General features: G+C 58.8%; 15 protein-coding genes and 1 pseudogene. 9 read left to right on the forward strand and 7 right to left on the reverse strand.

Annotation, left to right across the window (positions count from 1 at the left end):
* The first annotated feature begins 23 nt into the window (after positions 1 to 23).
* From gorA to ahpF, 4 genes and pseudogenes are all read left to right on the forward strand, one after another.
* Positions 24 to 1385, forward strand: a complete 1362-nt coding sequence (gene gorA / locus ACWKWM_RS02685) for a glutathione-disulfide reductase (protein WP_483844634.1) — start codon at positions 24 to 26, stop codon at positions 1383 to 1385.
* A gap of 140 nt (positions 1386 to 1525) precedes the next feature.
* A pseudogene (locus tag ACWKWM_RS02690) lies at positions 1526 to 3193 on the forward strand (hybrid sensor histidine kinase/response regulator); the annotation flags it as partial.
* Positions 3194 to 3340: 147 nt separating this feature from the next.
* Positions 3341 to 3904 (forward strand): alkyl hydroperoxide reductase subunit C, encoded by a 564-nt coding sequence (gene ahpC, locus ACWKWM_RS02695; protein WP_483835899.1) that lies wholly within the window; start codon positions 3341 to 3343, stop codon positions 3902 to 3904.
* 151 nt (positions 3905 to 4055) lie between these two features.
* A complete protein-coding gene (gene ahpF / locus ACWKWM_RS02700) occupies positions 4056 to 5618 on the forward strand; it encodes an alkyl hydroperoxide reductase subunit F (RefSeq protein ID WP_483844635.1) in 1563 nt (520 codons plus the stop codon).
* 182 nt (positions 5619 to 5800) lie between these two features.
* Here ahpF and gloA read toward each other — a convergent pair whose 3' ends face one another.
* Positions 5801 to 6325, reverse strand: coding sequence for a lactoylglutathione lyase (gene gloA / locus ACWKWM_RS02705; protein ID WP_483844636.1), 525 nt, complete (start codon positions 6323 to 6325; stop codon positions 5801 to 5803).
* A 149-nt stretch (positions 6326 to 6474) separates the two neighbouring features.
* Between gloA and ACWKWM_RS02710 the strand changes: the two genes are divergently transcribed.
* The gene (locus ACWKWM_RS02710; RefSeq protein ID WP_483844637.1) at positions 6475 to 7026 is read left to right on the forward strand and encodes a DUF4946 domain-containing protein; all 552 of its coding nucleotides are present in this window, start codon (positions 6475 to 6477) and stop codon (positions 7024 to 7026) included.
* Positions 7027 to 7485: 459 nt separating this feature from the next.
* Here ACWKWM_RS02710 and ACWKWM_RS02715 read toward each other — a convergent pair whose 3' ends face one another.
* The 6 genes from ACWKWM_RS02715 to ACWKWM_RS02740 all read right to left on the reverse strand — a co-directional run bounded on the left by ACWKWM_RS02715 (position 7486) and on the right by ACWKWM_RS02740 (position 16865).
* Positions 7486 to 7848: a histone-like nucleoid-structuring protein, MvaT/MvaU family gene (locus ACWKWM_RS02715; protein WP_483844638.1), complete on the reverse strand. Its 363-nt coding sequence runs from the start codon at positions 7846 to 7848 to the stop codon at positions 7486 to 7488.
* 379 nt (positions 7849 to 8227) lie between these two features.
* Positions 8228 to 9328, reverse strand: coding sequence for a hypothetical protein (locus ACWKWM_RS02720; RefSeq protein ID WP_483844639.1), 1101 nt, complete (start codon positions 9326 to 9328; stop codon positions 8228 to 8230).
* A 347-nt stretch (positions 9329 to 9675) separates the two neighbouring features.
* Entirely contained in the window at positions 9676 to 11073 is a 1398-nt protein-coding gene (locus ACWKWM_RS02725; protein ID WP_483844640.1) for an efflux transporter outer membrane subunit, read from the reverse strand.
* Entirely contained in the window at positions 11073 to 14264 is a 3192-nt protein-coding gene (locus tag ACWKWM_RS02730) for an efflux RND transporter permease subunit (protein WP_483844641.1), read from the reverse strand. Before ACWKWM_RS02730 ends, ACWKWM_RS02725 begins: the two co-directional genes overlap by 1 nt.
* Before the next feature lie 12 nt (positions 14265 to 14276).
* Positions 14277 to 15515 (reverse strand): multidrug efflux RND transporter periplasmic adaptor subunit MexE, encoded by a 1239-nt coding sequence (gene mexE / locus ACWKWM_RS02735; protein WP_483844642.1) that lies wholly within the window; start codon positions 15513 to 15515, stop codon positions 14277 to 14279.
* 435 nt (positions 15516 to 15950) lie between these two features.
* On the reverse strand, positions 15951 to 16865 hold the full coding sequence (locus tag ACWKWM_RS02740) for a LysR family transcriptional regulator (RefSeq protein ID WP_483835891.1): 915 nt from the start codon (positions 16863 to 16865) through the stop codon (positions 15951 to 15953).
* 487 nt (positions 16866 to 17352) lie between these two features.
* Between ACWKWM_RS02740 and ACWKWM_RS02745 the strand changes: the two genes are divergently transcribed.
* The 4 genes from ACWKWM_RS02745 to ACWKWM_RS02760 all read left to right on the forward strand — a co-directional run bounded on the left by ACWKWM_RS02745 (position 17353) and on the right by ACWKWM_RS02760 (position 24535).
* Positions 17353 to 18375 (forward strand): zinc-dependent alcohol dehydrogenase family protein, encoded by a 1023-nt coding sequence (locus tag ACWKWM_RS02745; RefSeq protein WP_483844643.1) that lies wholly within the window; start codon positions 17353 to 17355, stop codon positions 18373 to 18375.
* Positions 18376 to 19098: 723 nt separating this feature from the next.
* Positions 19099 to 20604, forward strand: coding sequence for a hypothetical protein (locus ACWKWM_RS02750; RefSeq protein ID WP_483844644.1), 1506 nt, complete (start codon positions 19099 to 19101; stop codon positions 20602 to 20604).
* Between the two features lie 91 nt (positions 20605 to 20695).
* Complete coding sequence (locus tag ACWKWM_RS02755) at positions 20696 to 22099, forward strand: aminotransferase class I/II-fold pyridoxal phosphate-dependent enzyme (RefSeq protein WP_483844645.1); 1404 nt, start codon at positions 20696 to 20698, stop codon at positions 22097 to 22099.
* Positions 22100 to 22249: 150 nt separating this feature from the next.
* Positions 22250 to 24535: a helicase C-terminal domain-containing protein gene (locus tag ACWKWM_RS02760; RefSeq protein WP_483844972.1), complete on the forward strand. Its 2286-nt coding sequence runs from the start codon at positions 22250 to 22252 to the stop codon at positions 24533 to 24535.
* Positions 24536 to 24551: the final 16 nt, after the last annotated feature.

Here is a 24551-nt window from a genome sequence, read left to right on the forward strand (position 1 = left end):
AGTGGACTGCTTAGGAGAACATAATGGCTTACGACTTCGACCTGTTTGTAATTGGTGCCGGTTCCGGCGGTGTGCGTGCCGGGCGTTTTGCTGCCGGTTTTGGCGCGCGCGTGGCGGTTGCCGAAAGCCGGTATCTGGGCGGCACCTGCGTCAACGTCGGTTGCGTACCTAAGAAGTTTCTGGTGTACGGAGCCAATTTTTCCGAGGAATTTGAGCACGCAAAAGGCTTCGGCTGGACGCTGGGGGAACCGTCTTTCGATTGGTCGACATTGATCGCCAACAAAGATCGCGAGATCCACCGTCTCAACGACATTTATCGCAAGCTGCTGCTCGACAGTGGCGTGACGTTGATGGAAGGCCATGCCAAATTGCGCGGTCCCCACGAAGTCGAAATCAACGGTCAGGTTCATACCGCCGAACACATTCTGATCGCCACCGGCGGCTGGCCGCAGGTGCCTGACTTTCCAGGACGCGAGCACGCCATTACCTCCAACGAAGCATTCTTCCTGAAGGCACTTCCCAAGCGCATCGTCGTCGTTGGCGGCGGTTACATTGCTGTGGAGTTTGCTTCGATCTTTAACGGGCTGGGTGCTGAAACCACGCTGATGTATCGCCGGGAACTGTTCCTGCGCGGCTTCGACGGCAGCGTGCGCACCCATCTGCATCAGGAGCTGACCAAACACGGCGTGGATGTGCAGTTCAACACCGACATCGCGAGCATCGAAAAACTGGCTGACGGCACGTTGCAGCTGGGCTTGAAAGATGGCCGCTCGGTCAACACCGATCTAGTGTTTTACGCCACGGGCCGGCGTCCGATGCTCGATAACCTTGGCCTGGAAACGGTCAACGTAGAGCTTGATGACAAGGGCTTCGTCAAGGTCAACGATGATTACCAGACCAGCGAACCGTCGATTCTTGCCCTGGGCGATGTGATCGGTCGCGTGCAGCTGACACCGGTGGCGCTCGCCGAGGGCATGGCCGTTGCGCGTCGTTTGTTCAAGCCGGAAGACTTCCGCCCGGTAGATTACGATCACATTCCGACAGCGGTGTTCAGCCTGCCTAACATCGGCACCGTAGGCCTCACTGAAGAGGACGCGAAAAAGGCCGGCCACGACGTGCAGATTTTCGAAAGTCGTTTTCGCCCGATGAAGCTGAGCCTGACTGACGACCAGGAGCGCACCCTGATGAAGCTGGTGGTGGACGCCAAGACCGACAAGGTGCTGGGTTGCCACATGGTTGGCCCGGATGCCGGCGAGATCGTCCAGAGTCTGGCCATCGCCGTGAAAGCGGGCGCCACCAAGCGCATTTTCGACGACACCATTGGCGTGCATCCCACCGCCGCCGAAGAGTTTGTCACCATGCGCACGGTCACCCGCACAGCGTAATCGAAACCACCCGGCGTCATGGATGAGGCCGGGGTCGAAAGACATGAAGAAGGACGGACCCCTTTTTGAACAGGATGAGTTTGCAGGCACCTATGCCTCTGAATCGCGTCGGATCCGACGACACAGCACTTCCCCAGGCCCAGGCGTTGCGAGAGAGTGAGCGGCAGTTTCGCACCCTTGCCGACAACATGAGCCAGCTGGCGTGGATCGCTGATCCCGCCGGCGATATCTACTGGTACAACGCGCGCTGGTACAGCTACACGGGCACTTCTCTTGAAGCGATGCTCGCGTTGGGCTGGCGCTCGTTGCATCACCCGGACCACATCGAACGCGTCGACGCACGGCTCTCGCGCTGCTTCGCTACCGGGTCGCTCTGGGAGGATACTTTTCCGTTGCGCGGTCAGGACGGGCTTTATCGGTGGTTCCTGTCGCGCGCCTTGCCGATTCGCGACGACGAGGGACGGATTACTTACTGGCTGGGCACCCACACTGACATCACCGCACAGGTCAATGCTGAAGAGGCCCTGCGAGAGCTCAACGAAAGCCTTGAACAGCGCGTGGCCGCACGCACCCGTGAACTGGCCACCGCCAACGAGCTGCTGCAAGTGGAGATGAGCGAGCGCGCTCACGCCGAAGAAGCCCTGCGCCACGCGCAAAAGATGGACGCCATCGGCCAGCTCACGGGCGGCATCGCCCACGACTTCAACAACATGCTGACCGGTGTGCTCGGTGCGCTGGACCTGATCCAGCGTCGCGTCGCCGCCGGGCGTATTTCGGAGATTGATCGCTACATCGAGGCCGCCATGAGTTCGGCCAATCGCGCCGCTTCGCTAACGCATCGCTTGCTGGCGTTTGCCCGTCGCCAGTCTCTGGACCCGCAACCGGTGCAGGTCAATCGCATGGTGTTGTCCATGGAGGAGCTGCTGCGTCGCACGCTGGGTGAAAACATCGAGCTGGAAATCGACCTGGGCCCGGCAATGCGCCTGACCAACACCGACGAGCATCAGCTGGAAAACGCATTGTTGAACCTGGTGATCAACGCCCGGGACGCGATGCCGGAGGGCGGTCGGTTGTTGATTTGCACTGAGGTCGTGGCGCTGGAGGCTGTGCACGACGGGACTGCGCACGAAGGGGCAGCGCATGAAAGTCCAATGCCCGGTGATTACGTACGGCTTGCGGTACAGGACACCGGCTGCGGAATGTCGGCTCAGGTCATTGCGTGCGCTTTCGATCCATTCTTCACTACCAAGCCCATCGGGCAGGGGACGGGGCTGGGTCTGTCGATGGTCTACGGGTTCATGAGTCAGACCGGTGGCCACGTGCAGCTCGACAGCGTGGTGGGCCAGGGGACGCGCATCGAATTGTATCTGCCGTGTCATGTGCAGAGCGCTCCACAGGTCGTCGGCATCGAGCATAAGCCCGCGCCACGTCGAGCCAGCCGAGGCGAGCGAGTGCTGGTGGTTGAGGATGAGCCTGACGTGCGCATGCTGGTGGTCGATGTCTTGAGTGATCTGGGCTATGTGGTACTGGATGCCGGTGATGGCCCGTCAGCGTTGCTGCACTTGCAGACCAATGAGCGGATTGATCTGTTGGTGAGTGACGTAGGGCTGCCGGGCATGAACGGCAGGGAGCTGGCCGAGATCGCCCGTCAATATCGTCCGGGGCTCAAGGTATTGTTCGTCACCGGTTACGCCAGAAACGCCCAGGTGCGGGGGGATTTTCTCGCCGAAGGCATGGACTTGCTGACCAAGCCCTTCAGCATCGATGACCTGGCCCTGCGCGTACGTGGGTTGATCGACGGTGAGTGATTGAGCCCAAGACTGATTTCTTCTATTAATAAACATCTTTTATAGTGAAAACCAATCGATCGCATGAGGTTTGCCAATGGGCCCACCTCGGCGGTTGTGCGTAGTATCCTCCCCATAGATTTCATAACCCCTAAGGAGATTCACCCGATGCCTATCATCAACAGCCAAGTAAAACCGTTCAACGCGACTGCTTACCGTAACGGCGACTTCGTAGAAGTGTCGGACGCAGACCTGAAAGGCAAATGGTCTGTAGTGTTCTTCTACCCGGCTGACTTCACCTTCGTTTGCCCAACCGAACTGGAAGACCTGGCTGACAACTACGCCGCGTTCCAGAAACTGGGCGTCGAAATCTACAGCGTTTCCACTGACACCCACTTTGCTCACGCTGCATGGCACAACACTTCTCCTGCCATCGGCAAAATCCAATACACCATGATCGGTGACCCGACCCTGACCATCTCCCGCAACTTCGACGTCCTGATCGAAGAAGCAGGCCTGGCTGACCGTGGCACTTTCGTGATCAACCCAGATGGCTTGATCAAAATCGTTGAACTGAACGATGGCGGCGTTGGCCGTGACGCTTCCGAGCTGCTGCGCAAGATCAAAGCCGCTCAGTACGTTGCTGCTCACCCGGGCGAAGTTTGCCCAGCCAAATGGCAAGAAGGCGAGGCCACTCTGGCTCCGTCCCTTGACCTGGTCGGCAAGATCTAAGTCCTTATGTACAGGACTGGGAGCGATGAGCTCTTGAGCAAGTAAACCGCATCGCCCCCAAAACGCCCGGGCGGTCATCGTTCGGGCGTTTTTTTTTGACTATCGAATCACTTTTATTTTTTTAATCATTTTTTGAAAAGGAAGCCATCTCATGTTGGACGCCAACCTCAAAGCTCAACTTAAATCGTACCTGGAGCGGATTACCCGCCCGATCGATATCGTCGCATCCCTCGATGACGGGGCAAAATCCCAGGAAATGCTGTCGTTGCTCAACGACATCGTTGCCAGCTCCAATCGCATCACCCTGAACACCGACGGCACTGATGCCCGCACCCCATCGTTCGCACTCAACAGCCCGAGCGAGAACATCAGCCTGCGCTTTGCCGGCCTGCCAATGGGCCACGAGTTCACCTCGCTGGTGCTGGCGCTGCTGCAAGTTGGCGGTTACCCGTCCAAAGCCACTGAAGACACCATTGAGCAAGCACGCTCGCTGACGGGTGAATTCAAGTTCGAAACCTACTTCTCTCTGAGCTGCCAGAACTGCCCGGACGTGGTCCAGGCGCTGAACCTGCTGGCCGTGCTGAACCCCAACGTGCAGCACGTCGCGGTGGAAGGCAGCCTGTTCCAGGCCGAAGTGACTGAGCGCCAGATCATGTCGGTGCCCAGCGTTTACCTGAACGGCGAGCTGTTTGCCCAAGGGCGGATGAACCTGGAAGAAATCCTGGCGAAGATCGACACCAGTGCCGGTGATCGTCAGGCTGAAAAACTCAACGCCAAAGAAGCCTTCGACGTGCTGGTAGTCGGTGGCGGCCCAGCGGGTTCGGCGGCAGCCATCTACGCGGCGCGTAAAGGCATTCGCACCGGTGTGGCGGCTGAGCGCTTTGGTGGTCAGGTCCTCGACACTATGGCGATCGAGAACTTCATCTCCGTGCAGCACACCGAAGGGCCGAAGCTGGCCGTGGCGCTGGAAGAGCACGTCAAAGAGTACGAAGTCGACATCATGAACCTGCAGCGCGGCGATCAGTTGATCCCCGGCAAAGCCGGTGAGATGCACCAGGTCAAGTTTGCCAGCGGCGCGATTCTGAAATCCAAGACCGTGATTTTGGCAACCGGTGCACGCTGGAGAGAAATGAACGTGCCGGGCGAGCAGCAATACCGCAACAAGGGCGTGGCGTACTGCCCGCATTGTGACGGTCCACTGTTCAAAGGCAAGCGCGTTTCGGTGATCGGCGGCGGCAACTCCGGCGTCGAGGCAGCTATCGACCTGGCGGGGATTGTGTCCCACGTGACGTTGCTGGAATTTGACAGCGTGCTGCGTGCCGACGCCGTATTGCAACGCAAGCTGCACAGCCTGCCGAACGTCACGGTACTGACTAACGCGCTCACCACCGAAGTGACCGGCGACGGGCAGAAAGTCAACGGCCTGCGCTACAAGAACCGTATCACCGGTGAAGAGATCACCGTAGAGCTGGAAGGGATTTTCGTGCAGATCGGTCTGTTGCCGAACACCGAATGGCTCAAGGGCACGATCGAATTGTCACCCCGTGGCGAAATCGTCATCGACCAGCGCGGTGAAACTTCGATCCCTGGCATCTTCGCTGCGGGCGACGTCACCACGGTGCCGTACAAGCAGATCGTGATTGCCGTAGGCGAGGGCGCCAAGGCTTCGCTGAGCGCATTTGATCACCTGATCCGCACCAGCGCTCCGGAGTGAGACTTATGAATTGGTAAACCAGAAACGACGCTGAAACAAAAAAACCTCATGAGCGATCATGAGGTTTTTTTTGCTTTTTATCTGTAGGAGCGCGCTTGCCCGCGATTGATTTTTGCCTGCAACGCATCTATTTCTGAGGTGACGCAATCGCGGGCAATCGCGCTCCTACGGATTCAACACGTTCAGCCAACCGGCGTTGGCTGAATGATTTCAACCCAATAGCCATCCGGGTCCTTGATGAACGCCAGGCTTTTCATGCGGCCGTCGGTCAGGCGCTTCTGGAAATCAACGCCCAGCTTTTCAAAGCGCTCACAGGCAACATGCACGTCGGGTACCGAAATGCAGATGTGGCCGAAGCCGCGCGGGTCGGTATTGCCGTTGTGGTAAGCGAAAGCAGGATCGTTTTCGGTGCCGTGGTTGTGGGTCAGCTCCAGAATGCCCGGAATGCCCTTCATCCAGACGGTACGTGCTGCGTCGTCTTCCGGGATTTGCGCTTTGTCCACCAGCGCCAGGAAGTACAGGCTGAATTCTGCCTCAGGGAAGTCACGTTTCTCGACCAGGCTGAAACCCAGCACGCGGGTGTAGAAGTCCAGAGAAGCAGTGGCGTCCTTGATTCGCAGCATCGTGTGGTTGAACACAAATTGCTGGGTCGCTGCTTCCGGCTGTGCAGTGACGCCGGGGAAGGTGTTCAGGTCGTGCAGACTCATGGATGGCTCCAGATAAAGGTAAAGACACCGGCAAATGATACGGGGCCGACACCGACCCGCCAAACGCTAATGCCGCGAAAGCGTCGGCCGGTCTTGTCCGGCAGGTTCCACTGGCTCACACTTTGCGCTTCGTCGCTCAGGTCTCGACCATGGCTCATCTGCTAAATAAAACCCTGTTGGCTGCTCTGGCGGTGTTGCTCGGCATCAGTTGCGCGCAGGCACAAGATTCGCTGATCACCTGGCCCCCAGGCTGGGAAGTAGAGCCCGTGCCACCGTCAGACGCTGCAGCGCCACCGCAGACTGCGCAGATACGCCAGCGCGCGGTGAAAAACGATGAAAACGGCGACCCGGCGATGGTCGTCGAGTTGACAGAGTCGCAGCTTCAGGCCGGGCACGCGGTGAATGTGCAGGGCGTGTTGCTGGAGATGCGCAAAGCGATCCAGGTCAACTTCGCCCGCAGCGGTTTTCAGAGTGTCTGTACGCAGATGAAGTCTGGCACGCTGAGTGAAATGCCGGCCATGGAGACCACTTGCACGATTACCCAAAACGGCGTGCATGTGATGACTCAGACACTGGTGGCTGCGGCGAGCAGGGAGAGGGCGTGGTCGCTGTCGTATGCGGGTTCTGCCGCCGGGTATGTCAGCAACAAGGATGAGGTCATGCGCCTCAGAGACAGCTTGCAGCTCAACGCCTCACCGTGATGCTCTTGAAGGAGATGCTAAACGGCGGGCATAAAGAAGCCCGCCGAAGCGGGCATGGGGTGCTAATCCTTTAGCTGCTTGTATCCTGAAAGATTGCGTGTGAAAAAAGTGTGAAGCTGATCGCTGCAAGTGATGTGTTTTGTCGATTAATGCACTTACCGCCCAACCACCTTTGATCCTTGAATTAGTCGATTCTTTCCAAACCCTCAATGATACCCTTCGGACGCGCAGGGACTCCGGTATACATGTATATCTTTTAAAGCCTTTACAAGCCTCGCTGTGCAAGGGGTGGATGGCAGACTTGTTTAAACGAACTTGTACGTTTGGCGAGCCATTGTTGCATTTGCGGCATGTATAACGTTTTTTTCACAATTGCCGTCGGAGCGCTTATATAACGGCGCCAATAAAAAGCCCCGACAAGTGGGGCTTTTTGAAGTTGAGCAGGATTGGATGGAGAGCTCAGCGGTGCAACCAGGAATCGACAGTCGCGACGCCGTATTGCGCCTTCCAGGATTTAAGACCGCGGTGGTTGCCGCCCTTGGTCTCGATCAATTCACCTGTGTGCGGGTTTTGGTAAACCTTCACAACGCGGGCGCGGCGCCGTTTAGGGCCCGGCGCGGCAGCTACGGGCGCTGACGGATTGGGGTCAAGGATGGCGATGACATCACGCAGGCTTTTGTCATAGGTCGCCATCAGGTCCTGCAATTGCTGCTCGAATTCAATCTCCCTTTTCAGGCCGGCGTCATTTTTCAGGTTTTCCAGCTGCGCGAGCTGTTCCTGGAGGGCTTTTTCTGCTGCACGAAACTCGGCAAGTCTGGACAAATACTGTACTCCGACGATGAATGGTTTTAATCAGCCCGGCGCAAGCGACATAGACGCAGTAAATGGTCTTGTGCTCATCGTTTTTCGACCCTGCCGCGCGAGCTGTTGATCAATCAAGGAAACTAACGAAAGAAAGTCAGGTGCGCAGCGATGGTGAAGGGTAGTTGGTGGGCGACGGACAAATCATGCACGTTTTTTTTCAGTTAGAAAATACTCTTTCTGCAATTCATTCTATGAAGAAATCATTAACACTTAGGTCCGTCTGACAAAAACTGTGGTGAAAGCGGAAGAGTGTTGTAAGTAATTTCTGATATTAGGTCTCATCCGGAAACTATGCATCGCCCGAAGTACAGCATTGTCTGGCCGTGATCGTCGTGGTCTACAGCCCCTGTTGCAGGACCGGGTCATCGGGGTTCTGCTGCTCGAGCTCAGCGAGCAACACCTGCACTTTCTGCAACTGGCCGCTTTGCTTCCAGTAATGAATGAGCAACACCCGAGCCCGTCGGTTAGCCGGTTGTCGTTGCAGGATGTCTTCGAGTTGGCGTTGCGCAGGTTCCAGTTGGTCGAGGTCGTGGAGCGCCACGGCCAGGTCATAACGGTAATCGGTATTTTCCGGTTCCAGCTCCACCGCTTTGGCCAGGGCGAGCAGGGCGTATTCATCTTGTCCATGGCTCAGCAGCCACTGGCCGAGTGCGTGTTGCAACAGCGAAGATTGCGGGTGCTTTTCCAGCAATTGCGCCAGTTGTTGTCGGGAGCGATCAGCCTGGCCTTGCAGGTCCAGGAGATCCACCTCGGTCAGGCCGACTTCCAGGTTGTCGGGTTCAAGACTGGATGCCAGCGTCAGAGCGCCGACCGCTTTTTGAGCAGATCCGGTGGTCATGTAAAGCCTGGCCAGTTGGACTTGGCTTCGGCCGTCAGGGGGTTGGATGGCGAGCGCAGTTTCATATTCTTGCGCGACCGCTTGCAGCGGCCCGAAGTATAAGCCGACATCGTCGGGCGTCAGACCCAGCAGTGCTTTGGCGGCACTGAAACGCGTGGCCTGGTCCGGGTCGTCGAGCAGCGGACCGATCAATACGCTGCGTTGCGGCGCTGGCACCATCGCACTGACGGCATCAATCGCCGCTTGCTGGATCATCGCCGAGGGTTGTCTGAGGTCTGCTTTGAGCAGCTTGAGCGCCTGAGGGCTCGGATAATTGGCCAGTTCGGTGAGTAACCCGGCGCGGCGGATATCCGACAGGTCAGTGCGGCCCAACTGCTGATACAACACGCGGGCGGCACCGGACTTGCCGTCATGCGCCAGCTCCAGCGCCTCGGCGTAGGAGTGAGTGAGGGGGGCGGCAGTCGGTGCGGCGTTCCACGCCCGGTGAAGCAGCCAGCCTGCGATCAGCAGCGCCAACAACAAGGCGACAGCGAGCGCAATCCGCCAGTGGCGACGGGTTTTGAAGGCGAACGATGGGCCTTTGGCAGGCGCGTGTGGCATGTCGATTTCCATTTCTACAAGGTCAGCAGCTTCGGGGAGTGACCGCTGTGTGTCAAACGGCAATCGCGGTGGTGGGTAACACCTTTCGCGGGCAAGCCTCGCTCCAGCAGGATTTGTGCTGAGCTCAGTTACGAGCGGCGCCGCAGATTCGATGTGGGAGCGAACCTGTTCGCGAAGGCGGTGTTTCAGGTGATAAAGATGTGGCGGATGTGCTGGCCTCTTAGCGGACAGGGCCGCTCCCAAGGGATCTGTGTTGGGCTTGAACTCGGATAGGACCGTGAATCCACTATTAAAAAGCCCCGCACTGTGTCATCAGTGCAGGGCTTTGGTGACGCGTCAAGCGCTGATCAGGCGCTTGGCTGCCAACCCCCACCCAACGCTTTGTAAATGGCGACGATGCCGCGATAGACCTCGATCTCGGCTTGCGCCTGGGTATCTTCTGCCGCCAGACGTTCACGTTCGGCATCGAGCAGGACGAGGAAGTCAGCGGTGCCTTCCTTGTACTGAATGCTCGCCAGATTGGCGGCCGAGCGACTCGACTCGCTCTGACGCACCAAGGACACGAGGCGTTGTTGGCGCTTGTCGTAATCGCTGAAGGCGTTTTCGGTTTCTTCCAGGGCCAGCAACACTTGCTGCTCGTAATTCGCCAGCGCCCCTTCGGCATCGGCGTTGGCGCCACGAATCCGCGCCCGCACGCTGCCTAGGTGAAACGCCGCCCAAGTGATGCTCGGACCAAGTCCCCAAGCCTGCGCTGCGCCCGAACCCAGTTGCGAACCACGGCTGGCGGTGAAGCCCAGGAATCCGCTCAGGCTGACCCGAGGAAACAGATCCGCCGTCTGCACGCCGATCCGCGCAGTCTGCGCCGCCAGTTGACGTTCGGCGCTGAGGATGTCAGGACGGTTATGCAGCAGTTTGGTTGGATCGCCAATCGGCAAGGCCTTGGAAATCGCCGGCAGTTTGGTCGGGCTCAGGTCGACAGTCATCGAGTCTGCACGCTCACCCAACAGGGTTGCGATGCGATTCTTCTCGCGTACCTGCTCGGCTTGCAGCTGCGGAATGGTGGCTTCCACGGCGGCCAGACGCGCGTCGGCGCGCACCACATCCAGTTCGTTACCCACGCCTTCGTCGCGCAGTTGAGCGGTCACGCCACGGGAATCCTGCTGGTTCTTCAGGTTGTCCCGGGCAATGCCTTCGCGCAGTTGTGCGCCGCGCAGTTGACCGTAAGCATCCACCAGCTCGGCAATCATGGTCACTTGTAGCTGATACAGATTGGCTTCGGCCACTTGCCGATCGGCATCGCTGGCCTCCAGTTCGCGCTGTATACGCCCGAACAGGTCGATCTCCCAGGCCATGTCCAGACCCAGATCGTAGCGTTCCTGATTGACCCGATGCTCGGTCTCGCCCGGCACTTGAGCCCGGCCAATCTCGCTGCTGGCGCGGCTGGTGACGACCGGCATGGCGTCGTTACTGATGTCATCGCGTATCGCCCGAGCGGCTTTCAGACGGGCGAAGGCGATGCGCAGTTCGCGGTTGCCTTGCAGCGATTCAGCCACCAGCTTGTTCAGGGTCGGATCGTCGAACTGCTGCCACCAGATAGTTTCAGTGTGATCGCGATCGTACTTGCTCATCGCGGCGGCCTGGATATTGGCCGCTGCGGTCTCTGGCGTCTTGTAGTCAGGGCCGACGGCGCACGCCGCCAGCGCCAGGACCAGCAGGCTCGGCAGGAAGAGTTTTGCAGCCTTCATTAATGCGCCTCCGGCGAGATGGTCTGAACACGTTGAGCCTTGGCCGCTTTGCGCGCTTGTTTGCGCTCGACGTGGTTACGGATCAGGACATAAAACACAGGGGTCAGCAGCAGACCGAAGAAGGTCACGCCGAGCATCCCGGAGAACACCGCCACACCCATGGCATGACGCATTTCGGCACCCGCGCCGCTGGACAGAACCAGTGGCACAACACCCATGATGAAGGCGAACGAGGTCATCAGGATCGGCCGCAGACGCAGACGGCACGCTTCCAGAACAGCCTCCAGCGGGGTCTTGCCTTTGTCCTGCTCATCCTTGGCAAACTCGACGATGAGGATCGCGTTCTTGCACGCCAGGCCCACCAGTACGATCAGTCCGATCTGGGTGAAGATGTTGTTGTCGCTGCCTGCGATGATCACACCGGCAATGGCTGACAGCAGGGTCATCGGCACGATCAGGATCACCGCCAGCGGCAGGCTCCAGCTTTCATACAAAGCGGCCAACACCAGGAACGCCAGCAGTACGCAGAGCGGGAACACCAGCAAAGCAGTGTTGCCCGACAGGATCTGCTGGTAGGTCAGGTCGGTCCACTCGTAGGTCATGCCATTGGGCAGTTCTTCCTTGAGCAGTTTTTCCACTGCAACTTGCGCCTGACCGGAGCTGAAGCCTGGGCCTGCCGCGCCGTTGATCTCGGCCGTGATGAAGCCGTTGTAGTGCATCACGCGGTCGGGACCTGAGGTGTCGGTGACTTTAAGCAGCGTCGCCAGCGGGATCATCTCGCCCAGGTTGTTGCGCACTTTGAGCTGACCGATCTGCTCGGCGTCCTGACGGAACTGCTGTTCTGCCTGAACGTTGACCTGATAGGTGCGGCCGAAACGGTTGAAGTCGTTGGCATACAGCGAGCCCAGGTAGACCTGCAGGGTGTCAAAAATGTCGCTGATCGGCACGCCGTGGGTTTTGGCTTTCTCGCGGTCGATAGCGGCGTCGACCTGGGGCACGTTCACCGTGTAGCTGGTGAACAGGCCAGCCAATTCCGGCACGCTACGGCTCTTGGCGATGATGTTCATCGTCTCTTTATAAAGCTCGTCGTAGCCCAGGTTGCCACGGTCTTCGATCTGCAGACGGAACCCGCCAATGGTGCCCAGACCTTGTACCGGCGGTGGCGGGAAGATTGCCATGTAGGCTTCCTGGATCGATCCGAACTGTCCGTTCAGCGCGCCGGCAATCGCTCCGGCTGATTCGCTTGCCAGCTTGCGGTCTTCGAACGGCTTGAGCGTGACGAAAACAATGCCGGAGTTGGGGCTGTTGGTGAAACCGTTGATCGACAGACCCGGGAAGGCCACCGCACTTTCAACGCCCGGTTGCTTGAGGGCGATGTCGGACATGCGCTTGATCACGTCTTCGGTGCGGTCCAGGCTCGCGGCATCCGGCAACTGGGCAAACGCCACCAGGTACTGCTTGTCTTGCGTTGGCACAAAGCCGGTGGGTGTGGTCGAGAAACCCAACCAGGTCATGACGATCAGGCCTGCATACACCACCAGGGCCACGCCGCTGACACGAATCACGCGTCCAACCGTGTTCACATAGCCGTTACTGGCCTTGACGAAGAAGCGGTTGAAGGGACGGAAAAGCCAGCCACCCAGCAGCTTGTCGAGGAAGCGGGAGAAACCGTCTTTCGGTGCATCGTGACTGCGCAACAGCACAGCGGCCAGCGCTGGCGACAGGGTCAGGGAGTTGAACGCCGAAATCACGGTCGAGATGGCGATGGTCAACGCGAACTGTTTATAGAACTGCCCGGTGAGACCTGAAATGAACGCGGCCGGTACGAACACCGCACACAGCACCAGCGCTGTCGCAATGATCGGCCCCGTCACTTCCCGCATGGCGATTTGCGTCGCCTCCATCGGTTCGTGTCCGAGCTCGATATTTCGCTCGACGTTCTCCACCACCACGATGGCGTCATCGACCACGATACCGATCGCCAACACCAGCCCGAACAGCGACAGGGCGTTGAGCGAGAAGCCAAACAGGTGCATGACGGCAAACGTACCGATCAGCGACACAGGCACAGCGGCCAGCGGGATGATCGAAGCGCGCCAGGTTTGCAGGAACAGGATTACCACCAGCACTACGAGGATCAGTGCTTCGAACAGAGTGTGAACCACCGCTTCGATAGAGCCGCGAACGAAGATCGTCGGGTCATAAACGATGCTGTAATCCATGCCTTCGGGGAAGCTCTTCTTGAGCAGCTCCATTTCTGCGCGCACTTCGTTGGAGATCTCGATGGCGTTGGAGCCAGGGCGCTGGAAGATCGGAATCGCGACCGCTGGCTGATTGTTCAGCAGCGAACGCAAAGCGTATTGGTTGGAACCCAGCTCGACGCGAGCGATGTCTTTGACGCGAGTGATCTCACCATCGGCGCCTGAGCGGACGACGATGTTCTCGAACTCTTCCTCATTGACCAGACGGCCCTGGGTGTTGATCGACATCTGGAAGCTGGTAGCCGAAGGCGAGGGCGGGGCGCCCAACTGGCCAGCGGCGACCTGACGGTTCTGCTCGCGGATGGCGTTGACCACGTCGGTGGCGGTCAGGTTGCGCGACGCGGTCTTGTTCGGATCCAGCCAGACACGCAACGAGTAGTCGCCCATGCCGAACAGCTGCACATCACCCACACCGCCCAGACGCGCCAGCTCATCCTTGATGTTGAGCACCGCGTAGTTGGACAGGTAAAGCATGTCGTAGCGTTTGTCCGGCGAGGTCAGGTGGACCACCATCGTCAGATCCGGCGACGCTTTGTCGACGGTGATACCGATGCGCGTCACTTCCTCGGGAAGCTTGGGCTCGGTGCGCGTCACGCGGTTCTGCACCTGGACCTGGGCGTTATCCAGATCGGTGCCCAGCGCAAAGGTGATAGTCAGTGTCAGCTTGCCATCGGCCGTGGCCTGCGAGGACATGTAGAGCATGTTCTCGACGCCGGTGATGGCTTGTTCCAGTGGCGCGGCCACGGTTTCGCCGATCACTTTCGGGTTGGCGCCGGGGAAGTTGGCGCGCACGACCACGGTTGGCGGCACGACTTCCGGGTATTCACTGATGGGCAGCGAAAACAGCGAGATCGCGCCGGCGATCAGGATCAGCAGCGAGAGCACCGCTGCGAAGATCGGTCGCGTGATAAAGAACTTGGAAAAATTCATTGGAGTTGTCCCTTAACCGCGTGGCGTGGCAACAGCGACCTTGGCGTCTGCTTTGGACTGTGCCTTGGGCTGGTTGCTGGCTTCGAATGCTTGACGTTGTTGCTGCAGGGCGGCGAGGGTCTGATCGCTGGCCATCGGCGTGTCCTGCGGATCGATCGGCGAACCGGGACGCACACGTTGCAAGCCGTTGACGACGATGCGGTCGTCCTTGGCCAGGCCGCTGCGCACAATCCGCAGGCCTTCGAGTTTTGGACCCAGGTCAACGGTGCGGTAAATCGCCTTGTTGTCCTTGTCGACCACCAGCACGAATTTCTTGCCCAGATCGGTGCCTACCGCTTCGTCCTTGATCAGCATGGCTGAGTAGGTGCCGCTGCCGACCAGTTTCAGGCGTGCATACAGGCCGGGGGTGTATTCGCCCTTGCTGTTGTCGAAGATCGCGCGTCCACGGATGGTGCCGGTCTTCGGATTGACCTGGTTATCAACGAAGTTCATCTGGCCCAGGTGCGGGTTGTCGCTTTCGTTGGACAGGCCCATGTACACCGGGGTAGTTGCGCCGCGCTTGCCGTCGCGGGCCAGCTGGTTGTACTTGAGGAACACGCGCTCGTCGGCGTCGAAGTAGGCGTACACCTTGTCAGTGGATACCAGGCTGGTCAGCGGTGATGTGTCGGCGGTGACGATGTTGCCAGCGGTGATTTCCGCGCGGCTGACGCGGCCGGTGATTGGCGCGGTCACGCGGGTGAAGCTGAGGTTGAGTTTGGCCAGATCCAGTTGCGCCTGAATGGCGGCGACGGCGGCTTTGGATTCCTGGGCGGTGGTGTTGCGCGAGTCGGCCAGTTCGGCAGAGATCGCATTGTTGCTGCGCAGACGCTCGCCGCGTTGCGCTTCATTGGCGTTGTTGGATGCCGTGGCCCTGGCTTGTTGCAGTTGCGCTTGCAGGCGGTCAACTTCGGCCTGGAACGGGCGCGGGTCGATCTGGAACAACAGATCGCCTTTTTTTACCAATTCGCCATCGGTGAAGGCCACCGAGTCGATCTGCCCCGAAACCCGTGGGCGTACCTGGACAGTTTCCGGTGCTTCGAGGCGGGCAGTGACTTCATCCCACTCGTTGATCGGCTGCTCCAGAACCTTGGCCACGCTGACTTTTGCAGCTGCTGGCGCTACCGTGGCTTCCGGTGTTTTTCCGCAAGCACTGATCACGACCAGGGCCAAAGCGGCAAGGGGATAGCGAAAAGGAGTGAGTGACTGAACCATGGGAAAATCCGCCGACATTTGTTGAGATGGGCGGAGTCTGTTCTGAGGTCTGGTATTGCACGAATCGAATAAACCGAAGGTAACTATCAGTCTTAATGATATTTCCGGTTACATCCGCTCGGGGTAAGGCGGTGCGGGGCCTGAAGGTCGGGTAGACCTGAATGCAGGTACAGACACTCAGGTGTTGGCGACGTTCCATTTGTTTATAGCGTGCTGGTTGAAGATCCACCGAAGGCGATTATATGAGAAGGGCGGCGGTAAACTGGCCTCGGCTGCCGGTCGCTGTAAATCCTTTAAATGGGTCGAATCCGAGTTTGCGGATGTAAGACCCAAAATATTGGAATTAACCCCCGTCTGCGACACATCAGCCATCTTTCTGAAGAGCGCTTGAGGAGCGGCATCTGCGCTTTCGTGATCGATCTGCTGCGCTGAGCTTTAAAGACTGTCCGGATCCCCGAAAAACATCTGAATCCGCGAACGCAACCAGCGCTCACCCGGGTCGTTATCCTGCGAACCACGCCAAGCCATGTGCAGCTCGAAGGTGCGCGACTCGACGGGGACTTCTTCAGAGCGAACGCCACCGGCGGCGGTCAGCACCGCTGCAGCATAGTCGGGCACTGTCGCAATGATGTCGGTGCCAGCCAGCAGGGTCGCCAGACCATTGAACTGCGGGACTGCCAGCACGACGTGGCGCTTGCGCCCGAGTTTTTCCAGGTATTCGTCTATGAAGCCGCCCAGGTCCCCGGCGAATGAAACCAGTGCGTGCGGGCGTTCGCAGAAATCATCCAGTGTCATCGCACCCGGCATGGTGTCGGCGCGCAACAGCATCGGCCTGCTGCGGCGCAGGACCTTGCGCTTGGCGTTGGCGGGCAGGTCACTGGTGTAGCTGACGCCGATGGAGATTTCGCCGGAGGACAGCAGCGCGGGCATCAGAATGTAATTGGCGCGACGCACCACCAGCACGATGCCCGGAGCTTCGGAGCGCAGACGCTTGAGCAGTGACGGAAGGAGCGCAAACTCCGCATCGTCTGAAAGACCGATACGGAACACAGCAGTGCTGGTAGCCGGGTCGAAATCGGCAGCGCGGCTGACGGCGGTGGAAATCGAATCAAGGGCAGGGGACAGCAGGCCGAAAATCTCGATGGCGCGCGCGGTCGGTTCCATGCTGCGCCCGGTGCGCACGAACAACGGATCATCGAACAGCCCACGCAAGCGCGAGAGTGCAGCGCTGATGGCCGGTTGGCCGAGGAACAGTTTTTCCGCTGCGCGAGTCACGCTGCGTTCATGCATGAGTGTTTCAAAGACGATGAGCAAGTTGAGGTCGACGCGACGCAGGTCGTTACGATTCATTACGGTGGGTCTCGGGCCGTTGGGCGATGCAGTGATCCGTTTACGCCTGTGTATCGGCGCCGGTACATGAACTCAGTTATTAATAGTACGAGTAAACACCGGTTCGCTGCATCGATAAAATCATATGAAGGTATACAAATCCGTTTTGCATCCTCCGCGCATATTAAGTCGATGAAACCTTATCCGCTCACTCAGGCCCAATGAATATCTGCCTATTTCGGGCAATGATGAATGCGCGATGCAGCAGGTTTCGCGCCAATTGCGCCGTGCATTGGTCCGGAAAGTCGGCACTGGCTTGCAATGTGCTGCGCGGATGCCAACAATGGCCCGCTTGAGTACCTGAGCATTCGATGGTTATCTAACGATCACCTGACAATCAGCAACAGAATCGATGACAGGCATGTCGACTATTAATAGCCACTGATAGTGTTACCGGCAGAGCCCGGATAGAGTTCATGGCATCAAGGTCCATAAGGCGAGGTTCGAAATGTCCCGCACGATCCGTTTTCATCAATTTGGCCCGGCCGAGGTGCTCAAAGTAGAAGAGCACTCCGCTGCGACGCCGGCAGCTGGCGAAGTCCAGGTGCGCGTTCAGGCCATCGGTGTCTCCTGGTACGACGTACTGTGGCGCCAGAACCTGGCTTCTTCTCAGGCGCGTTTACCCGCCGGCCTCGGTTCTGAAATGGCAGGTATCGTTACCGCATTGGGCGATGGCGTGCACGATTTGCAAATCGGCGACAAAGTTGCCAGTTTCCCTTCCGCTGATCCCAACACCCACCCCGTCTATGGTGAGCTGATTGTGCTGCCACGCACATCGGTTACTCGCTATCCGGACGTGTTGACGCCCATCGAGGCCAGTGTTCACTACACGCCTCTGCTGGTGGCCTACTTTGCGTACGTCGACCTGGCACGTGTCAAACCCGGCCAGACAGCACTCGTCACTGATGCCAGTCATTGTGTCGGCCCTGCGTTTCTGCAGTTGGGCAAGGCGCTTGGCGTGAAAGTCATTGCAGCCACCAAGACCGAAAGCTCCCGTGAGTATTTGATGTCCTTGGGCGCTGATAAGGTCGTGGTCACCGAAGACCAGGACTTGTTGATGGCGATCAACAAATACACGGACAACCGTGGCGTTGATGTGGTGTTCGACGGTCTGGGCGGTCCTCAGATGTCGATTTTGGGTGACGTGCTGGCGCCTCGCGGCAGTCTGGTGTTGTACGGCCTGCAAGGTGGTAACCAGACGCCTTTCCCGGCATGTGCCGCGTTCCAGAAGAACATTCAGTTTTTCGTTCACTGCGTAGGCAACTTCACCGGCAAGCCTGAATTGGGTATTTGCCAGGATGAAGAAGCGTTGAAACGTGCGTTGCGCGACATCAACCAGATGACTGCAGACCGGGTACTTGTGCCGCAGATCACGCGGGTTTTCCCCTTCGCAGATGTCGTTCAAGCGCACCGTTACATGGATGGTTGCCCTGTCGGCGGCCGTGCAGTGCTCGAGGTTGAGCCTGCCTGAGCGCAGTTCATCGCGCCCATTGATCATGAGTGAATCGATGCCTGTGCCCATGCATCGAAGATGAGTACTCCAGCGCCAGACCTTCGGCGCTGACGTGTCACTCATCAGCCATCATCCCTCAAAGCCTTCCCGCAAACACAGGAAGGCTTTTTGTTTGGGCGCCTGAAAGTTCTGATGTTTAAAGTTCTTTATGTTTAAAGTGCTGGATGTTTAAACGGGTGGCCCGCCTATTATTACGACGTGCCTGAATGTGTTAGCGCGTTCTGATTAAACATGAATGTTTATAGGCGCTTCATTTATCGCGAAAACTGAGCGGTATTATGTCGGCTTTCTGCACCTTGTATTTGTTTCGCAGCACCCGATAATAGTTCGGTGATCAATACTCAAGGAATGAGTCATGCTCCCCATGCAGCGGTATTCGCCAGCGCTACCTGTAAATTTAGTATGTCGCCGGGTCCTCTCAATTTGGCCCCGACACCTCACGCAAGTGTCCGGAGTCGTGTCTTCTGGGCCTGCGCTGCAGGTCCTCCGGGGCCGCACTCATTTGTCGAGGCCCCAGCGGGGTCGCCGGTTTACGATTTTAAATGTCCCAGTCGTTTATTTAGAACTTCCCCGCGATAGCCGCGATTGCGCGGTTTGCTAAGTCTGTCAACGCCAAAGATTGTCATGGGCAATCTGCCGCGTGGATGCCGTCGTTGTTAATTGCACTCCAGGTATCTAGCTATGAGTTACATTCATGATCAGGCAATGAATTACGTCTACCAGCAAGTCTTGCAACGCTTGCTGAGCTACTTTGACCGAGCGGAACGAACGGCTCTTCAATTGTTGATTCAGCGATTGATCGTGGCTGCCGGCGGTATTGAGCAGATCGGCAGTTTCAAAGTGCTGGTGCCTTTTGGGGGTGGTAACGACAGCGCCTACACTCTGGCGTTTCTGCGCGCCGCTCAGTTGAGCATTGCGTGTCGTTCACCCCAGTCTTTCAATCTGAGAATCGCTAACATGCGTCATGCCGGGATGACCCCGGCGGTAATGGACAACATTCATCGCTGCTACTCGGCGCTGTTTCTGCACGATGACCCGCGCGTAGAGCTGCTGGTGGTCGATCACCAATACGTTCAGCTCTTCGAGCGCGACTTACCGTTCTCGCAAGTGGGCCGAGATCAGAACCGTTCCGACATGCTGCTCAGCGGCCACTTGACCGCTGGCGATGGGCAGATGACGTTCTGCAACAGTTGTTACCTGGGCATGGCCGAATTCCTGGGTCGCGCAGCATGCTGGAACGATGGCGTGGACGCAGTGCTCAATGGCGAGTCGCTCAAGGAGCAGACGCACTACGCCAACTGGATCACGCACTTTGCTTTGCGCACCGGTCAGCCCGACGTTGACTGGAAACAACAAACGTTCAGCAGCAGGCTGAAAACCAGTGACAACATCAGTCGCGCCTATTACCGCCAGCTATACGGCGAGGATCTGCAAACCGCCAGTTTCATGGCCCGTCCGCTGGGTTATCCGCAAAAGGCTATCGTGCCTGCCGTGCTGTCAGTCACCGACCTGATCGACTGCCGGGTAGAAGATCACTGGGCCATGCTGACGGAATTTTTGGGCTTCAGGTACGACGACCTGGCGTTCAGCTTCAGTGAGGCCGAATGCGCCAATCCGCTGCTGATGGCCCACATGCGCGGCCTCAGGGCCCAATTTCTGGAGGAGCGCGAATATGCCCATGGCATCAGCGAATACCTGGCGCTTGCCAAGACGCTGATGCGCCGCAAGCGAATGCCGCGCCGCTTGATTGATCAGGCGATAGCAGCTTACGACGATGAGGAAAAACTGGAAGCGCGCCGGGCATTGGCGACGCATTTTGCGCAAGACGCCTATGGTTTGAGCGAGGCCCAGTTGGTGTGTCTGCTGTTCGCGCCTTTTGTCGATGCGGGGGCCGGGCTTGAGGCATTTCTGCGTCGCTGCCACCCCGGCATGCTGGTGGCGCTGGCTGATCTGCATAAGGCGCTCTCCGGAGGGGTTGCCCCTGAGCAGGTGGTGCAATGGCTGGTCGAAATCAGCGGTTTGAGCCTCAAGGGCCTGCAGAACCTGTATGCCAGGCAGCGTGATGTCCTCAGCAACCAGTTCTCGATCCTCTCGGCGCAGGGGGGCGATGATCCGCACTTGCCCGCGAACCTGTCGCTGGATGCCGAGGCCGGGCAGTGCGTCAGCAAAGCCACTTGCGGACGCTGAACATGCCCGGTTGCCGCCGATTCATCGCGCGGCATCGCCACTTATGTTCTCCGATGGACCTTGCGCCGCGCGCATCAAGGGGTAGACCTGCATGAATAACAACAAGACCGATTTTGCCTACCAGGCCGTGTACCGCTACCTGCTGCGACTGATCAATGAAATTCAAGGCAGTGTGGCGGTACGCCTGCCATCGTTGAGGCTGTTGGCCCGACGCCTGCGGGTGTCGATCTCGACCGTGCAAAACGCCTATTCATTACTTGAAAAGGAAGGCCGGATCTGTTCAGTGCCAAAGTCGGGCTATTACGCTTTGCCCAACCCCTGCCACGATGCGGTGTGCGAGGGCAAGGACCTGCTGAGCCGCTACCACGCCAGTGCGCGGCGTCCCGACATGTTCGTCTTTGGCGCCGATGAGCCGACGTTGCTGCAGTCCCTCGATGGGCCACTGCTCAGCCTGGAACGCGAGCTAATGCGCCAATATCCTTGCCAGCCGGACCCACGTTTTCAGCCGTTTGGCGACCTGGAACTGCGGGCCGCGCTGGCCGCGCGCTACACCTCCTCGACCGAGCATTGCTGGCATCCGGACAACGTTTTCGTGGGGCCGGACAAGACCGGCATTCTGAAAACCGTGATTCAAGGCTTGCAGTTGGCTGGCCGCGCCGTGCTGGTGGAATCGCCCTGCGGCTTCAGCATTTTGCGCACGTTGCAGTCGTTCAACATCAAGGTCGTCGAGATCACTGCCAACGAAGCAGGCCAGATTGATCCGGACAGGTTGCAGGAGGTGCTGCAACGGGAGGAGATCGAGCTGGCCATTTTTTCGTCTCAACTGGACCCGGTGCTCGGCCAGGTCCAGCCGTTCGCCCACCGTCAGGCCCTGGCCGAGATACTCAATCGACAGGGCGTCTGGGTGCTGGAAAACGACAGCCACAGCGAGCTGTGTTTTGAGCCGGGGGAGGGACGATTGCGTGATCTGATTGACCCGCAGCGGCTACTGATCATCGGGACCTTCGATCGTCTGATGGGCCTGGAAGCGCCATTCGGGTATTTGCTCAGCCGGCATTCACGAGATATGTGGCATCAGCAGTTCCTCCTGCGCTCTTTCCGTCTGCCGTTGATTCGCCAGAAGGCCATCGCGCGGCTGTGCAGCAGCGGGCAGTTCGACAGCCATTTGCAGCTGCTGCGCAGCGCGCTTGCGCTTCGAATGGACACCTTGAGTGCCAAGGTCGAGCTTTTCCTGGGTGAAGAGGTGCGGTTCAAGAAGCCACAGGGCGGCGCAACGATCTGGCTGCAAAGCGTACAGCGGGTGGACATGGCGCGGGTGTTCGAGCGCTTGCTGGAGCAGCGGATTGTGATCGCGCCGGGTGAGCTGTTCAGCGTACGCGGTTTGCATCAGCAGCATCTGCGCATCAGTGGCACGGCGGACTGGACGCAGGACATCGAGTCGATGCTGGTCATTATCAAGAATGCGTTGGTGCGCGAGCGTCTGCCGCAGGCCTGACCGAGGGCCGCTGATCCTGTTTTGTTTGCAGGAAGGGGCGTGCAGCTGTTATCTGTACGTCCGTCCAGTACCTACAGCTTGCGGCCCATTCGTTTCGTGATTCCCATCGTCCCCATAGAAGAAGAGCCCCCCGTCGCAGACGCAAGTCCTGTGGCGCAGGCTCACGCGTCGGCTGAGCTTCCCAGAACCTATGTGGTCGCGGTGCGGGCGTTGTGCGAGTTCACGGCCAAGGTCGGCGATCTCGACCTGCGCTTCACGCCGTCGCCCACTGCCCAGGAAGGCATTGCCGGGCATCGAACCGTTGCCGCCAGGCGCGGGCCGGACTATCAGGCCGAAGTGCCGCTGTCTGGGGAGTATCACGCGTTGACCGTGCGGGGCAGGGCGGACGGCTACGACGCCACGCTCAATCAGCTCGAAGAAGTGAAAACCTATCGTGGCGACCTCGCGAAGATGCCAGCCAACCATCGGCAGCTGCATTGGGCACAGGCGAAAATCTATGGCTGGCTGATCTGTCAGCAACGTGGGCTGGCCGAAGTGAATGTGGCGCTGGTGTATTTCAACATCATCAACGAGCAGGAAACGCTGGTCCGCGAGCGCTTCAGCGCAGCGGAGCTACAGGGCTTTTTCGAGCAGCAATGCGCGGTCTTTCTCAAGTGGGCGCAACAGGAAATGGCCCACCGTGATGACCGCGACCACGTGCTTAAAAGCCTGAAATTCCCCCACGCCGGTTTCCGCACCGGGCAGCGTACGCTGGCGGAAACGGTGTTCAAGGCGGTCAGCACCGGGCGATGCCTGATGGCTCAGGCGCCGACCGGGATTGGCAAAACCATCGGCACTGTGTTCCCGATGCTCAAAGCGGCGCCGACGCAGAAACTCGATAAAGTGTTCTTTCTCACCGCCAAGACGCCGGGCCGCAAACTGGCGCTGGACGCCCTGAGCGTGATCGGCAAAAGCGCGCCGCAGTTGACCTTGCGCGTGCTGGAATTGGTCGCGCGGGACAAGGCTTGCGAGCATCTGGACAAAGCCTGCAACGGCGATTCATGCCCGTTGGCCAAGGGCTTCTATGATCGGCTGCCCGCTGCGCGCAGTGAGGCACTGGTCAGTCCGTGGCTGGATCAGGCCGGTTTGCGCGAGGTCGCGTTGCGGCATCAGGTGTGTCCGTATTACCTGAGCCAGGAGCTGGCGCGCTGGGTGGACGTGGTCATTGGCGATTACAACTACTACTTCGATCTGAGTGCCTTGTTGTTCGGCCTGAGCCAGTTCAACCAGTGGCGCGTTGCGGTGCTGGTGGACGAGGCGCACAACATGGTTGAGCGCACGCGCTCGATGTACAGCGCGACCCTGGATCAGCACAGCCTCAATACCGTGCGCCAACACGCGCCCGAGCCGCTGAAAAAACCGCTGCAACGGCTCAGCCGCGAATGGAACGCGCTGCACAAGGAACAGGTCGCGCCGTATCAGGCCTATCCCGGTCTGCCAGCCAGATTTCTGTTGGCCCTCAGCCAATGCGTGACGTTATTCGGCGACTATTTCAACGAGCACCCGCACACTGCCAACGGCGAGTTGCAGGGCTTCTATTTCGAGGCGATTCAGTTCGGCAAGATCGCTGAGGTGTTCGACGAGCACTTCATTTTCGACATCAGCAAGCGCGAGTTCGGCAGCAAGCCGGCGCTGTCCCGGCTTTGCCTGCGCAACGTGGTGCCCGCCGGTTTTGTGCGTCCACGCCTGACCGCAGCGCGCAGCACCGTGATGTTTTCGGCAACCCTCAATCCCCGGCGCTATTACACCGATTTGCTTGGGCTGCCGGACAACACTGCCTGGGTCGACGTTGAATCGCCGTTTACCCGTGCGCAGTTGGATGTGCACATCGTCAGCCGGATTTCCACGCGTTTCATCCATCGTCAGGCATCGCTGGCGCCGATTGTCGAGCTGATGGCCGAACAGTTTGCCGCACGGCCGGGCAACTATCTGGCGTTCTTCAGCAGCTTCGATTACTTGCAGCAAGTGGCCGAACTGATGCAGCGCAGTCATCCGGATTTACCCATCTGGCAGCAATCGCGAGGCATGGCCGAAGCCGATCGCCAGGGGTTTCTCGACCGTTTCACCCAGAGCAGCCAGGGCATTGGCTTTGCGGTACTCGGCGGCGCGTTCGGTGAGGGCATCGACCTGCCGGGTGCGCGTTTGATCGGCGCGTTTATCGCGACCCTGGGGCTGGCGCAGATCAACCCAATCAACGAGCAACTGAAACAGCGCATGAATCAGCTGTTCGGCAACGGCTACGACTACACCTATCTGTACCCCGGCATGCAGAAAGTGGTGCAGGCGGCGGGCAGGGTAATACGCGGGCAAACGGATCAAGGCGTGGTGATGCTGATCGATGACCGATTTGCCGAGCGCAAGGTGCAACAGTTGCTGCCGACCTGGTGGGCGCTCTGATCGACGTCCCCAAGCC

Source organism: Pseudomonas rosaeacicularis, from assembly GCF_057128745.1.

Excerpts from the sequence above, each read along its gene's own strand:
- gorA (WP_483844634.1), top strand. The coding sequence starts at position 24 with ATGGCTTACGACTTCGACCTGTTTGTAATTGGTGCCGGTTCCGGCGGT.
- ahpC (WP_483835899.1), top strand. The coding sequence starts at position 3,341 with ATGCCTATCATCAACAGCCAAGTAAAACCGTTCAACGCGACTGCTTAC.
- ahpF (WP_483844635.1), top strand. The coding sequence starts at position 4,056 with ATGTTGGACGCCAACCTCAAAGCTCAACTTAAATCGTACCTGGAGCGG.
- gloA (WP_483844636.1), bottom strand. The coding sequence starts at position 6,325 with ATGAGTCTGCACGACCTGAACACCTTCCCCGGCGTCACTGCACAGCCG.
- ACWKWM_RS02710 (WP_483844637.1), top strand. The coding sequence starts at position 6,475 with ATGGCTCATCTGCTAAATAAAACCCTGTTGGCTGCTCTGGCGGTGTTG.
- ACWKWM_RS02720 (WP_483844639.1), bottom strand. The coding sequence starts at position 9,328 with ATGCCACACGCGCCTGCCAAAGGCCCATCGTTCGCCTTCAAAACCCGT.
- ACWKWM_RS02725 (WP_483844640.1), bottom strand. The coding sequence starts at position 11,073 with ATGAAGGCTGCAAAACTCTTCCTGCCGAGCCTGCTGGTCCTGGCGCTG.
- ACWKWM_RS02730 (WP_483844641.1), bottom strand. The coding sequence starts at position 14,264 with ATGAATTTTTCCAAGTTCTTTATCACGCGACCGATCTTCGCAGCGGTG.
- mexE (WP_483844642.1), bottom strand. The coding sequence starts at position 15,515 with ATGGTTCAGTCACTCACTCCTTTTCGCTATCCCCTTGCCGCTTTGGCC.
- ACWKWM_RS02740 (WP_483835891.1), bottom strand. The coding sequence starts at position 16,865 with ATGAATCGTAACGACCTGCGTCGCGTCGACCTCAACTTGCTCATCGTC.
- ACWKWM_RS02745 (WP_483844643.1), top strand. The coding sequence starts at position 17,353 with ATGTCCCGCACGATCCGTTTTCATCAATTTGGCCCGGCCGAGGTGCTC.
- ACWKWM_RS02750 (WP_483844644.1), top strand. The coding sequence starts at position 19,099 with ATGAGTTACATTCATGATCAGGCAATGAATTACGTCTACCAGCAAGTC.
- ACWKWM_RS02755 (WP_483844645.1), top strand. The coding sequence starts at position 20,696 with ATGAATAACAACAAGACCGATTTTGCCTACCAGGCCGTGTACCGCTAC.